This window comes from Pseudomonas sp. 32A (assembly GCF_052682255.1).
On record NZ_JBQYLY010000001.1, the window covers coordinates 2,130,165 to 2,142,860 of the forward strand.

Here is a 12,696-nt window from a genome sequence, read left to right on the forward strand (position 1 = left end):
GTGCCATGAGCAAGTTGTCTGCTGTACCCACGCCGCCGGTTGTGACGGTGGCCGAACTGAACGCCCGTGCTGATCGCATCTTGCCGCAGATTGCCGCCGGGGCTGCGCAACGTGAGCGTGACCGCCAACTGCCGTATGAGGCCGTGGCGCAGATCGCCAAGGCCGGGTTGTTTACCGTGCGGATTCCCAAGCGGTTTGGCGGTGCCGGTGGTTCGGTCAAGGACGTGATCGCCTTGCTGATTCGCATCGCTTCGGCCGACTCCAACGTGGCCCAGGCGCTGCGCCCCGGTTTCGGGTTTGTCGAAGGCCTGCTGGCGTCCCGCGCCGAAGGGGCGGAGGAGGAGCGTGAACGCTGGTTCGAGCGCTACCTGCAAGGCGCCGTGATCGGCAATGCCGGTTGGGAAGTCGGTGGCGCCAACGGTTCCATCAGCGCGCGCATCGTGGGTGACGGCGAGCACTTTCGCGCTTCCGGCAGCAAGTACTACAGCACCGGTTCGTTGTATGCCGATTGGGTCAGCGCCGTCGCCCTGGACGAGAATGACCAGCCCGTATCGTTCATCCTGCCGCGCGACCGCCAGGGCCTGGAGTTGCTGGATGATTTCGACGCCATGGGCCAGCGCCTGACGGCCAGCGGCACCACCCATCTGCATGATGTGCAGGTATTGGCCAGCGAGATTCGCACCCGCACCGTCGAGGAGGGCAAGCGCACGATTGTCACGCCGTTCCTGCAAGTGTTCCTCGCGGCGGTGCAGGCTGGTATTGCGCGCAATGCGCTGAATGACGCAGTGACCTTTGCCAAGGAGCATGCGCGGCCGATCAAGCACAGCAGCGCCACGCGCTCGGTGGACGACCCGTACGTGGAACTGAGCGTGGGCGACGTCTCGGCCCGGGCCTTTACCGCCGAAGCGGTGGTGCTGCACGCGGCGGACTCCATCGACCGCGCCTGGGCTGCGGATCTTGATGCGGTGGCCGTCGACCAGGCGGCAGTGGATGTGGCCCAGGCGCAATACATCGCGGCGGAGTCGGCACTCAAGGCCGCCGAGCTGGTGTTCGACGTGGGTGGTGCTTCCACCACCGGCCGCGCCCACAACCTGGACCGGCATTGGCGCAACGCGCGCACTGTGGCCAACCATAACCCCCGTCACTGGAAAGCCGCGGCCGTGGGCGCCTGGCAACTCAAGGGCACGCCGCCACCGACCTCGGGGCTGTTTTGAACAAAGCCCTCGACCTTTCACACCCCTTGGGCGAGGTGGGCACCGGGCACGCGCGCCGGGTGCCGATGATCATCGGCTGTGCGCTGTTCATGGAACTGATCGACGCCACGGCAGTGCTCACGGCGCTGCCGCAGATGGCCCAGGATTTCGGCGAGCCCAGCGTGCGCATGAACCTGGTGGTGTCGCTGTACCTGCTGGCGGTGGCGCTGTTCGTGCCGGTGAGCGGTTGGGCAGCCGACCGGTTCGGGCCGCGCCGGGTGTTTATCAGCGCCATCGTGCTGTTCACCCTCGCGTCGGTGGCCTGTGCCGGCTCGGGCTCGTTGCTGCAGTTGTCCCTGGCACGTTTGGCCCAGGGGGCTTCGGGCGCGATGATGGTGCCGGTGGGGCAGGTGATCCTGCTGCGCTGGTCGGCGCGGGAAAACCTGCTGCGCGCCATGTCGTACCTGACGGTGGCGGCGCTGGTGGGGCCGTTGCTCGGGCCGCCGTTGGGCGGGCTGCTGGTGACGGTGCTGTCGTGGCACTGGATCTTCCTGATCAACCTGCCGATCGGCGTGCTCGGGGTGATCCTGGTGCTGCGCTACATCCCGGACTATTCCGGGACGCCCGGCCAGCCATTGGACGTTCCCGGCCTGTTGCTCAGCGGTGTGGCATTGGGCGGGCTGGTGTTCGGCTTCGAGGTACTGGGCCACGGCCTGTTGCCGCGCCAGTGGGCGTTGCTGCTGATTGGCGGCGGGTTGTTGAGCGCCTGGCTGTATGTCCGGCATGCGCGGCGGACGGCGCACCCGTTGATCGATTTTTCATTGTTGAAAATACCGACCTTCGCCGTGAGCTTCTGGGGCGGCAACCTGATGCGCATCGGCAGCGCGTCACAGCCGTTTTTGCTGGTGCTGCTGTTTCAGCTGTGTTTCGGGCTTAACCCGTTGCAGGCCGGGCTGCTGAGCGTGGCCGGTGGTGTGGGTGCGTTCCTGATGAAAATGCTGGCGGTGCGGATTGTCAGCCGCTTCGGCTTCCGCCGCACCTTGATCAGCAATGCCGTGCTCACCGGTGCAACCCTACTGGCGTGCAGCCTGTTCGAGGTATCAACGCCTTACTGGCTTGTAATACTGGTGTTATTTGGCAGCGGGATCATTCGCTCGCTGCAATTCAGCACCCTCGGGGCGTTGACCTATGCCGACGTGCCGCCGGAGCAATCCAGCCGTGCCAGCAGCCTGTCGGCGATGACCATTCAACTGACCTTGAGTTTGTCGGTGGGCATCGCGGCGGGACTGCTCGGCTTGATCATGGCCATGCGCGGGCATGCCACGGTCGAGCAGAGTGATATCGCCTGGATCATGGCGGGGGCCGGATTGCTGTGTGCCTTATCGGGGCTGGTTTATCGCAGGCTGTCGCCGCAGGCGGGCTCGGCGATTTATGCAAAACGCGCAGAGGGAATTGGATGATTCGGGCAGCACGTATCGAGGACGCAGGTGACATTGCCTGGGTGCACATTCGTAGTTGGCAGCAGGCTTATCGTGAGCTGATGCCTGCGGATTACCTGACTTCGCTGGAGGCGACGCAGCCTCGGCGCGAAGCCTTTTGGCGGCAGTCGATTGAGCAGGGAAGCGAAGCTGTGTTTGTCGCGCAGGTCGAGGGGCGTGTGGTGGGCTGGATTGTTGTCAGCCCGAGCCGTGATGAGGATGTCGACCCCGGGAAAACCGGTGAAGTGCAGGCGCTGTATGTGCTGGCCGAACACTGGGGAACCGGAGTGGGCAGGGCGCTGTGGCTCAGGGGGCTGGAACATCTTGCAAGCCTGGGCCTGGAGACGGCGACGTTGTGGGTGCTGGCTGAAAACCGGCGGGCAGTGCGCTTTTACCAAAATGCAGGATGGATAGCGCAGCCCGAATCAAGCCGCACCCTTACCCGGGGCGGTCGTGAGTTGGAGGAAATCCGCTACCAATCCCAAAAGTGACGCTGAACCTGTGGCGAGGGAGCTTGCTCCCGCTGGGCTGCGCAGCGGCCCCAAAATCCTGGGAGCGCTTCGCACTCCAGCGGGAGCAAGCTCCCTCGCCACAGGGGAATTTGAGATCGTTCCCACGCTCTGCGTGGGAATGCCGCTCTGGACGCTCTGCGTCCGCTCTTGAAATCGTGACGCAGAGCGTCACCGGATGCATTCCCACGCAGAGCGTGGGAACGATCACACTCACCATTTTTGCCTGAAAGCTGCGCGGCCACAGGCGTCATTCAGGAATGTCATTGGCCATGAACTCGTCTTTTTCATTGTTTCGCACCTGGAATGTCCAACACTTGCCGTCGACCCCGGCGGCGTTTGTGCGGCATTTCATCGGTCATTTCAAAGGGTGGTACCTGGCGATCCTGCTGCTGCAGATTGCCGCCGTGGTGTGTTCGATTCTGACGCCCTGGGGGCTGGGGCAGATCACCCGCACCGTCAGCAACGGCTTAGCGGCTGAGCGCGCATTTGAAGTGCTGCAATGGCCACTGACACTGCTAAGCGCGCTACTGGTGTGCCAGGTACTGTTTACCCGTGCATCCGCAGGCTGCCATATCCACGTCTTGCCGTTGCAGCGGCGCACGGTGACGCATGTGGTGTTCGCTTATCTGCAACAGCATTCCCATCGTTTCATCAGCAATGAGTTCGCCGGGGCGCTGGCGCATCGGGTGGCGGAAATTACCCTGGGGGTGAATCAGACCCTGAGCATCTTGCTGTTCGACCTGATCCCGCTGCTGGTGACGCTGAGCCTGGCCACGGCCTTGCTATGGACCGCATCGCCGTTGTTGGCGTTGTTCATGGCGGGTTGGTCGGTGGCGTTCATCGCCATCTGTTATGTGCTCGCACGCCGCAGCCATCCGCTGGCCCAACAATATTCGGCAGCGCGCAGCACCAGTACCGGCAAGGTGGTGGATGCGGTCTCCAACCTGGCCAATATCCGCCTGTTTGCGCGCCATGCGTTCGAGCACAGTTACCTCGGCACTTTCCTCGACAAGGAGGTGGCGGCTGCCTACCGATCCCTGGGGTATATGGAGAAAATTCGCTGGTTCCAGGCTTCCTGTGGCGTAGTGCTTAAGCTCGGCTTGTTATTGCTGGCGCTCTACCTGTGGCGCAGCCACCGTATCGACATTGCTGCGTTTGTCATGTCCACCAGCCTTTCGTTGTTGATCATCAGCGATGTGGAAAACCTGTCGCGACGCTTTCTCGAATTCTTCGAAGCCACCGGCAACATTGCCAACGGCGTGCGCACCTTGATTCGCCCCCATGAAGTCATCGACCAACCCGGTGCCAAGGCGCTACAGGTCAAGCGCGGCGATATCGAGTTTCGTGACGTGGGCTTCAGCTACGGCGCTGGCCGGCCGATTTTCGAACACCTGAATATTGTGATTCCCGCCGGCCAGAAAGTCGGCCTGGTGGGCGCTTCGGGTTCCGGCAAGTCGACGCTGCTGAGCCTGCTGCTACGTCTTTACGACGTGCAGCAAGGCCAGGTGCTGGTGGACGGCAAGGACGTGCGCGACGTCACCCAGCATTCGTTGCACCAGCAGATCGGCCTGATTCCCCAGGAGCCCGGCCTGTTCCACCGCAGCATTCGCGAAAACATCCATTACGGCCGCCTGGATGCCTCGATGGATGAAGTCGCCGAGGCGATCCACCGCGCCGGCGCCAGTGAGTTTATCGACAGCATGGAACACGGCTACGAGTCGCTGGTGGGCGAGCGTGGGGTCAAGTTGTCCGGCGGCCAGCGCCAGCGCATTGCGATCGCCCGGGTGTTGCTGAAGAACGCGCCGATCCTGGTGATGGACGAAGCCACTTCCAGCCTGGACTCGATTACCGAGCGCTTTATCCAGGACAAGCTTGACGAAATCATGGAAGACAAGACCGTGCTGGTGGTGGCGCATCGGCTGTCCACTGTGGCCCATCTGGACCGGATCCTGGTGTTCGACAATGGCCGGGTGATCGAGGACGGCAGCCACGAACAGTTGCTGCGCCAGGGCGGGCACTATGCGCGGTTGTGGAGTCGCCAGTTCAGTGATGCGCTGGATGAAGTCGCGCTGTGATCAGGCGGCGTACCGGGTACGCCGCGCAGTGCAGGTCAGATCGACAGGTGCAGCACTCGCTCGTCTTTGGCGCCAGCCAGCGGGCGGCGCTTGTTGACCTTCAGCTCACCCAGGTTGATCAGCAAGGTGCGGGTCACGTTGCGGCTCAGCCCCAGCAACTCGGCGGTGTGCACCTGGTTGTGATGGCACAGCCGGTAAGCGGCAGTGAGCAGGCTGCGCTCGACCTGTTCGTGGAGGTTGTCGACCTGTTCCTCGAACAGGCGCTGGAAGGCCAAGTCGAGCAGGTCATGGGCCGTGGTGCTGTCTTCCTGGCGTTCGATACGCAGGTTGGACATGCGCAGGTCATCGGCCTGGATCACGCCGTCCCGGCAGATCAGCAGGGTGTGGTGGATGACGTTTTCCAGTTCGCGAATATTTCCCGGCCAACTGTAGGTGGCCAGCCGTTGCTCGGCGTCCTTGCTCAGGATCACCTCGCCGTACCCCAGGCGGCGGGTGTAGGTGTCGATGAAATACTGCACCAGCGGCAGGATATCGCCGGGGCGGTCCCGCAGCGGGCTGAGTTCCAGGTTGACCACGTTCAGGCGGTAGAACAGGTCCTCGCGAAAATGCCCGGCGTTGATGGCTTTTTCCAGCTGCACGTTGGTCGCCGCCAGCACCCGTACATTGATCGGAATGCTTTTGCGCGACCCCAGGCGCACCACTTCGCGTTCCTGTAATACACGCAGCAGCTTGACCTGGATCGACATCGGCAGGTCACCGATTTCATCGAGGAACAGCGTGCCGCCGTTGGCTTCTTCAAACCAGCCGGCCTTGGCGCTGAGGGCGCCGGTGAACGCGCCTTTCTCGTGGCCGAACAGCTCGGCTTCCACCAAAGACTCGGAGAACGCACCGCAGTTCACCGCCACGAACGGCTGTGCCTTGCGGCCACTGAGGTTGTGGATATGCCGAGCCACCAGCTCTTTGCCGGTGCCGGTTTCGCCGATGATCAGCACGCTGGCTTCGCTCGGCGCGACTTGTTGCACATGCTTGAGCAAGGCTTTGGACCGGGGGTCTTCAAATACCTGGGCGGTGGCGCGGATGGAAGTGGCAAGGGCGGGCGAGGGCGGTAGGGTCAGCAGTTGCATGGCAATCTCTACGAATAGAACGTCGGGATGGGCGGGGTACCGTTCAGTGCCCATTCGCCCAGTTCATGAAGCTTGTAGTCCAGCGGGTCATGCAGGCTCTGGGTGCGCAAGTTGCGCCAGTGCCTGTCGAGGGCCACCGAGGCGTTGGTCGCCCGCGCGCCGGTGACCTCGAAGACCTTGCTACACAACTCCAGGCCGTTGCGGCTGGCGGCGACTTTGGCGGTGGCAATGGCAATCGCAGCTGTGCCGCGTTCCTCGCTGGTCAGGGCCGAGCCCTTGGCCCATGCCGCGTCCAATACCTCACCGGCGCGCTCCACCAACAGGCGGGTACTTTGCAGCGCCACCCAGAAGTCGCCGTAGTGGCTGAGGATGTAGGGATCCTGGGTGGTGTGGCTGGCGCTGGAGCGGAACCATGGGCGGGCTTCTTCCAGGGTGTATTGGCGCGCCTCTTCGAATGCACCCTCGGCGATGCCGAGGAAGATATTCGCGAAATGCAGTTGCGCAATCAGCGGGCGCAGGCAGGCGAACGGCGTGCTCAACGGCCCCGGGTCCAGCAGCAGGTCGGACTCTTCCACGCGTACGCGCTTGAAGGTCACGCTGCCGCTGTCGGTCTGGCGCTGGCCCATGTTGTTCCAGTCGTTGTGCAGGATGATCCCGCTGCGGGCGCTGGGAATCGCCGCGATCAGCAACTTGCCGCCGGCGCTTTCATCGATGGCCGAGGCGATCATCATCTCCGAGTCGTTGGCCCCGGAGCAGAAGTTCTTCTGCCCCGAGAATTCCCGCCAACCCGTGTGGCGCTTGACCACCGTGCGGGTGTCCAGCGGGTTCAGGGTGTTGCCCCAGAACCAGTTGTTGCTGGCCGTCAGGCTGAACCAGGTTTGCCACTGCGCCGGGGTGGCGAACAACCGGACGGTGGCGAGCATCAGGTGATGAAAGCCGAATACGTGGGCGATGGAGCTGTCGACCCGGGCAAATTCGCGCACCACCTCGAAGGTTTCCGACCAGTTGGCGTCCAGCCCGCCGAATTGCCCGGGGATGCTCAGGGACAACAGGCCGCTGCTGCGCAGCTTGTCGCGTTCGGCTTTGGGCGTGCCGCCGCTGGCATCGCGGTCGACGGCGGTGCGGGCAAATTCGCTCGCCAGGTCACGGGCAATCTCCAGCGGCGTCCTGCGGGTGCAGAGTAAGTTGGCCGTCACGCGTGAATACCTCGTTGCTTAATAGTCGAGCGTGGTTGAGTGAGTTTATTCAACCGTTGATAGAGCAAGAGCCATACCAAGTAACAGGATGCTGGAAACTTGCAGGTTTTTGTTCGCAGACGGCGCCGACTATTATCAAAAGCACAACTTTTGTTGCACAGGTGTTGGGATTCGGACAGTTGTGCCAAGGCCCGTGTGGCCTGGTGCCGGTTATGCTTTTATCGGTTAAGCATATAAGTAATTTTTCTTTTTAACGGTTGTTGGAAATCGAACATTCCGCCAGCAAAATGTTGCGCCTGTGCCGATTAAATACGGTTGTGGTCCCGTGTTTATTGATGTTTTGACGTGGCACGAACCCTGCAAAGTTGGATTCAGAGCGCGACTATACAAATAGATGCTCCAACTAATTAGAGACCCCAGGAGTATTTAATCCATGCGGCAACTGTTTGAACCACGCGCTCGTCGTTTTGAGTCACTGGCTACGGCGTCCAGCCTTGGCGTGCTGTTGATGCTGATACACGGTGCGGCCGTTGCGGCCCAGACCGACCCGACCCTGGCCACAGTGGTCGTCACCGGTGCCGAAGCCACCGAAGCGCAAAAAGCCGAAAGGCAGCTGGCTAAGGTGCCCGGCAAAACCGCGGTGATCGACAACCGCAAGATCGAGCAGGGCCGGGCGGCGAATGCCGAGGACGTGCTGGCGTTGCAACCGGGAGTCTTCGCCCAGGCCACCAGCGGCTCGGGTGCCAACAAGATTTCGATCCGTGGTTCGGGCCTCAACACCTTCTATCAAGGCTATGTGCTGGGGATCAAATTCCTCTACGACGGCCTGCCGTTGACCGGCCCGGGGGGCACCCAGGAAGACATGCTGGACATGGCCTCCGTGGACCACACCGAAGTGCTCTACGGCGCCAACGCGTTCCGCTATTCGGCCTTGTCCCTGGGCGGCGCGATCAACTTCGTGAGCAAGACCGGCCGCACCGATCCGGGCAACTACGCACGCTTCGAAGCCGGCAGCTTCGGCTACCGCAAGCAGCAACTGAGCACCGGTGGTGTAGAGGGCGACAACGACTACTACGTCAGCATCCAGCACAACGAGCGGGATGGTTATCAGGACAACACGCCGAACAAGGGACAGGGGATCGTCGCCAACTTCGGCCACGTGTTCAGCCCGCAACTGGAGACGCGCTTCTACATTCGCTACAAGGAAGAAACCCTGAGCCAGGGCAATACCCTGACCAAATACCAGCTCAAGCACGACCCTACGAGCAACCTCGTGCCCATCGGGCGCAAGAAGGACGGCTCGACCCTGCTGGGCAGCACCACCACCTACACCTTCGACGACAATGCCAAGCTCGAAGTCGGCCTGGGCTACAACGACTACCCGCTGGACAACGGCTGGCGTTACTCGCCAACACCCCAGGAATGGCGCTCCCAGGACGTCAACCTGACCCTGCGCTACCTGCGCACCGCCGACACCTTCTTCGGCCTGCGTAGCGACAGCAGCGTGACCTTCAGCAACACCCTGGCGTACCTCGCTGATGTGAAGTCCCACAGCAAGGCCACCGGCATCACCCAGCAGAAAACCAACTACACCGGCTCCCGGGACACGGTGTTTTCCCTTGGCAACGAACTGCAACTGAATGACCGGACGTGGCTGTCCACCGGGCTGTCGCTGATTGATATCAAGCGCAAGGCGCAGATCGAATACAGCACCGGCACCAATACCAGCGCGTTCCCCAGTGGCGTCGAGTACGACGAGACCGACGTCGCCCCGCGCATCGGCCTGCGCTACCAGCTGACCCCGGAATTCGAAGTGTTCGGCAACGTCAGCCGCTCCGTAGATCCACCGGTCACCTGGCAGTTGGGCAGCACCGGCACGCCCTACATCCGTGATGTGCGGCCGCAAAAAGCCAACACCGTGGAGTTCGGTATTCGTGGCGGCCATGGCATCTTCGACGGCAGCCTGACGGTCTACCGGTCGTGGGTGCAGAAAGAACTGTTGTCGGTGGTGGTGCGCCAGGCAACCGCCACCCAGGACCAGTTGGTGGCCACCTCCAATGGCAGCGCAACCATTCACCAGGGCATCGAAGCCGGCTTGAATGCGCAACTGTGGGACGGCGGCAACGGCGACAGCGTGACCTTGCGCCAGGCCTACACCTTCAACGACTTCCACTACCGCAATGATGGGGTGTTTGGCGACAACCAGTTGCCGGGCTTGCCGCGTCAGGTCTACCAGGCGGAGCTGGAGTATCGCCAGGGCAGTGGTTTCTACGCGCAGCTCAATGCCCGGGCGGCGTCCAGCTACTACGTGGATTTTGCCAACTCCCTGAGTGCGCCGTCCTATACCTTGTGGGGGGCCAAGGTGGGCTACGAGGCGCCGAGCAAGAAGTGGGAGGTGTTCGTCGATGCACGCAACCTGACCAACAAGCGCTACGCCACGGCCACCAACACCGCGTACGACGCCAAGGGCCAGGACTCGGCCAACTTCTATGTAGGGGATGCGTTCAACGTGACCACGGGGGTGGCGTTTCGCTTTTGATGGCAGTGACAGCCAAAGCAAATCCAGTGTGGGAGCTGTCGAGCTTTAGCGAGGCTGCGATGGCATCACCTCGGTGTACCTGAAGCACCGAGGTGCCCGCATCGCAGGCAAGCCAGCTCCCACACTGGATTTTTGTAGTGGCTGGAGATTCAGTTCTGCGGCCGCTGCTTGGTCGAATCCAGCTCGGCCTTTTTACCGGTGCTGATCTCGGTGATCTGCGCCGACTTGGCGATTGCAAAGTCAAAGGTGTCCTGCATCTTGGCGATCGCATCGGTCGCCGTGCCGTTCAGGCCACCGTTGGCCGCCCAGTCGAAGTTCCACACCCCGGACAGGTTATCGGCACCAGCCACGTCATGGGTTTCGATGGCGGTGAACACGTCGGGGTGGCGTTCCATGTACTGGGCCGCAGCGCTCACATCGGCGGGCACCTTGCCCGAGGCGTTGCTGGCCAACTGTGAAAGCTCTTGCTTGGTAATCGCCGACTTGCCCGACTGGCGCATGTAATCGGCGATCACCTTGCTCGACTTGGAAATATTCAACTTGTCGTCAAATACCGACGTCGAGGCTTTTTGAGTGGTCGGTCCGCCACCGGCGGGTGTTACGGTAGTAGACATCGGCGCTGCTCCCTCAATGAATTGGATGACATCGAAGCCGACGTTAGCATGGGCAATTGGCCATTTATCGTCGGCTTCACAACAATTCGCAGCGGCCGGAAAATTTCACAGCGTTTCACCCGCATCCAGCTTCGCCAGCAGCCTCTGGCCCCGTTCCCACAGCGCGTCCTGCTTGGATTCAGGCATCCGGTCGAGGTTCTTGTAGAGCATGGCCATGCGCTGATTGCCCCGCAGCAGGTCGCCGTGGCGCATCAGGAAGTGCCAGTAAAGCGCATTGAACGGGCAGGCATTGTCAGCGGTACTTTCCGTGACTTTGTAGGCACAGCCTCGGCAGTAGTCCGACATGCGCTTTATGTATTGGCCGCTCGCGCAATAAGGTTTGGAACCCAGGTAGCCGCCATCCGCATGCATGACCATGCCCAGGGTGTTGGGCAGCTCGACCCAGTCGAAAGCGTCCATGTAGATCGCCAGGTACCACTCGCATATCTGGCTGGGCACGATGCCGGCCAGCAGGGCGAAATTGCCGGTGACCATCAGCCGCTGGATGTGATGGGCGTAGGCATGTTTCAGGCTTTGGCCGATCGCCTGGCGCATGCAGTTCATTTGCGTCTCGCCCGTCCAGTAGAACTCCGGCAGCGGGCGGCTGTTGCCGAATGCATTGCCGGCGGCGTAGTCCGGCATCTTCAGCCAGTACACGCCGCGTACGTATTCACGCCAGCCAATCAGTTGGCGGATAAACCCTTCGGCGGCATTCAGCCCGATGCCGCCCGACCAATAGGCTGCCTCCACGTCGCTGCACAGTTGGCGCAGGTCCAGCAGGCCGATGTTCAGCGCCGCGCTGATGCGGGCATGAAACAGGAAGGGCTCGTCGCTGGCCATGGCGTCCTGGTAGTCGCCGAACCCGGCCAGGCCGTAATCCAGAAAGTACTCCCACAATGCCTGGGCATCGGTGTGGGTTACCGGGTAATCGAAGGTGTCCAGGTCGCCGTAGTGGCTGCTGAAGTGTTTACGTACCAGCGCCAGCACGTCCTGGGTGATGGCGTCTGAACTGAAGCGCGCCGGGTAGGGCGCCTTGGTTCCCTTGGGCAGCGCCTTGCGGTTGTCTGCATCAAAGTTCCAGGCGCCGCCGACTGGCGTGCCGTCACCGTTGAGCAATAACCCGCTCTTGCGGCGCATCTCCCGGTAGAAGAACTCCATGCGCAGCTGTTTTTTGCCGCTGGCCCACGTAGCGAACTCGTCACGGCTGCACAGGAAACGGCTGTCGGCATGCCACTGGATCGGCAAGCCGCAGTCTTTCAGGGATTGTTCCAGGCGCCAGTCGCCGCATTCGGTCAGGTGCAGTGCCTGTGGCTGCATCAGAGATTGCCAGCGCCCTAGCTCGCCGGGTACCGAGCCGGTGTTTTGCGGGTCGTCCAAGGCGACGTACTGCACCCGGATACCACGCTGCTGCAACGCCTGGGCAAAGTGGCGCATGGCGCTGAAGACCAGGGCGATTTTTTGCGGATGGTGGGGCACATGGCTGGCTTCCTCCATCACCTCGACCATCAAGACGGCATCGTGCTGGCTGTCCAGCCCGTCCAGTGAGGCCAGGTCAAACGACAACTGATCGCCCAGCACCAGGCACAGGTTTCTAACGGCCTTGGTCACCAGGGCGCTTCCAGGGAAAATGGCGTTCGCAGTGCCTCAATGGGTCCTTCACGCCGGCCGCACATTTCATCGTGGACGCACTGATGCACCAGGGTGCAGGGGAACGCCGGGACTGACTGCAACACATCACGCAGGTGGTTGACGGAACGAAAGTGCAGGGGCTTTGCGGCCGCGTCCAGCAACGTGAACTGGCCGTGGTCCAGCCGGACGCGCGCCAGATAGAATCCACCCTCCAGGGAGAGCAGTTCCATTTCACGCACGTCGCCTTGGGTGGCCAATTGGGTCAGGGTTTGCAGGTTCATGATTCACTCCTTGCCG

10 protein-coding genes are annotated in these 12,696 nt (G+C 62.0%); 5 read left to right on the plus strand and 5 right to left on the minus strand.

Annotated elements, in window-relative coordinates; translation table 11 throughout:
• The first annotated feature begins 5 nt into the window (after positions 1 to 5).
• The 4 genes from ACUN0G_RS09845 (at position 6) to ACUN0G_RS09860 (ending at position 5,258) form a co-directional block, all read left to right on the plus strand.
• Positions 6 to 1,214: an acyl-CoA dehydrogenase family protein gene (locus ACUN0G_RS09845; RefSeq protein WP_445573237.1), complete on the plus strand. Its 1,209-nt coding sequence runs from the start codon at positions 6 to 8 to the stop codon at positions 1,212 to 1,214.
• Complete coding sequence (locus ACUN0G_RS09850; protein ID WP_445573238.1) at positions 1,211 to 2,653, plus strand: MFS transporter; 1,443 nt, start codon at positions 1,211 to 1,213, stop codon at positions 2,651 to 2,653. Before ACUN0G_RS09845 ends, ACUN0G_RS09850 begins: the two co-directional genes overlap by 4 nt.
• Positions 2,650 to 3,162 (plus strand): GNAT family N-acetyltransferase, encoded by a 513-nt coding sequence (locus ACUN0G_RS09855; RefSeq protein WP_445573239.1) that lies wholly within the window; start codon positions 2,650 to 2,652, stop codon positions 3,160 to 3,162. The genes ACUN0G_RS09850 and ACUN0G_RS09855 overlap by 4 nt, the downstream gene beginning before the upstream one ends.
• 290 nt (positions 3,163 to 3,452) lie before the next feature.
• The gene (locus ACUN0G_RS09860; protein ID WP_445573240.1) at positions 3,453 to 5,258 is read left to right on the plus strand and encodes an ABC transporter ATP-binding protein; all 1,806 of its coding nucleotides are present in this window, start codon (positions 3,453 to 3,455) and stop codon (positions 5,256 to 5,258) included.
• 35 nt (positions 5,259 to 5,293) lie between these two features.
• Here the strand turns inward: ACUN0G_RS09860 and ACUN0G_RS09865 are convergent, their stop codons facing one another.
• Positions 5,294 to 6,382: a sigma-54 interaction domain-containing protein gene (locus tag ACUN0G_RS09865; RefSeq protein WP_445573241.1), complete on the minus strand. Its 1,089-nt coding sequence runs from the start codon at positions 6,380 to 6,382 to the stop codon at positions 5,294 to 5,296.
• Between the two features lie 8 nt (positions 6,383 to 6,390).
• Positions 6,391 to 7,578 (minus strand): acyl-CoA dehydrogenase family protein, encoded by a 1,188-nt coding sequence (locus tag ACUN0G_RS09870; protein WP_445573242.1) that lies wholly within the window; start codon positions 7,576 to 7,578, stop codon positions 6,391 to 6,393.
• Between the two features lie 433 nt (positions 7,579 to 8,011).
• On the opposite strand from ACUN0G_RS09870, the gene ACUN0G_RS09875 reads away from it, so the two are divergent.
• Positions 8,012 to 10,117, plus strand: a complete 2,106-nt coding sequence (locus tag ACUN0G_RS09875; protein ID WP_445573243.1) for a TonB-dependent receptor family protein — start codon at positions 8,012 to 8,014, stop codon at positions 10,115 to 10,117.
• A 149-nt stretch (positions 10,118 to 10,266) separates the two neighbouring features.
• Here the strand turns inward: ACUN0G_RS09875 and ACUN0G_RS09880 are convergent, their stop codons facing one another.
• The 3 genes from ACUN0G_RS09880 to ACUN0G_RS09890 all read right to left on the minus strand — a co-directional run bounded on the left by ACUN0G_RS09880 (position 10,267) and on the right by ACUN0G_RS09890 (position 12,680).
• Positions 10,267 to 10,731, minus strand: a complete 465-nt coding sequence (locus ACUN0G_RS09880; protein ID WP_177078356.1) for a hypothetical protein — start codon at positions 10,729 to 10,731, stop codon at positions 10,267 to 10,269.
• 105 nt (positions 10,732 to 10,836) lie between these two features.
• Positions 10,837 to 12,378: a cryptochrome/photolyase family protein gene (locus tag ACUN0G_RS09885; RefSeq protein ID WP_445573244.1), complete on the minus strand. Its 1,542-nt coding sequence runs from the start codon at positions 12,376 to 12,378 to the stop codon at positions 10,837 to 10,839.
• Positions 12,375 to 12,680 (minus strand): DUF6482 family protein, encoded by a 306-nt coding sequence (locus tag ACUN0G_RS09890; protein ID WP_093198989.1) that lies wholly within the window; start codon positions 12,678 to 12,680, stop codon positions 12,375 to 12,377. Before ACUN0G_RS09890 ends, ACUN0G_RS09885 begins: the two co-directional genes overlap by 4 nt.
• Positions 12,681 to 12,696 lie beyond the last annotated feature (16 nt).

What these genes read in the sequence shown, in the direction of transcription:
- ACUN0G_RS09845 (WP_445573237.1), top strand. Translation starts at nt 6, where the DNA reads ATGAGCAAGTTGTCTGCTGTACCCACGCCGCCGGTTGTGACGGTGGCC.
- ACUN0G_RS09855 (WP_445573239.1), top strand. Translation starts at nt 2,650, where the DNA reads ATGATTCGGGCAGCACGTATCGAGGACGCAGGTGACATTGCCTGGGTG.
- ACUN0G_RS09860 (WP_445573240.1), top strand. Translation starts at nt 3,453, where the DNA reads ATGAACTCGTCTTTTTCATTGTTTCGCACCTGGAATGTCCAACACTTG.
- ACUN0G_RS09865 (WP_445573241.1), bottom strand. Translation starts at nt 6,382, where the DNA reads ATGCAACTGCTGACCCTACCGCCCTCGCCCGCCCTTGCCACTTCCATC.
- ACUN0G_RS09875 (WP_445573243.1), top strand. Translation starts at nt 8,012, where the DNA reads ATGCGGCAACTGTTTGAACCACGCGCTCGTCGTTTTGAGTCACTGGCT.
- ACUN0G_RS09880 (WP_177078356.1), bottom strand. Translation starts at nt 10,731, where the DNA reads ATGTCTACTACCGTAACACCCGCCGGTGGCGGACCGACCACTCAAAAA.
- ACUN0G_RS09890 (WP_093198989.1), bottom strand. Translation starts at nt 12,680, where the DNA reads ATGAACCTGCAAACCCTGACCCAATTGGCCACCCAAGGCGACGTGCGT.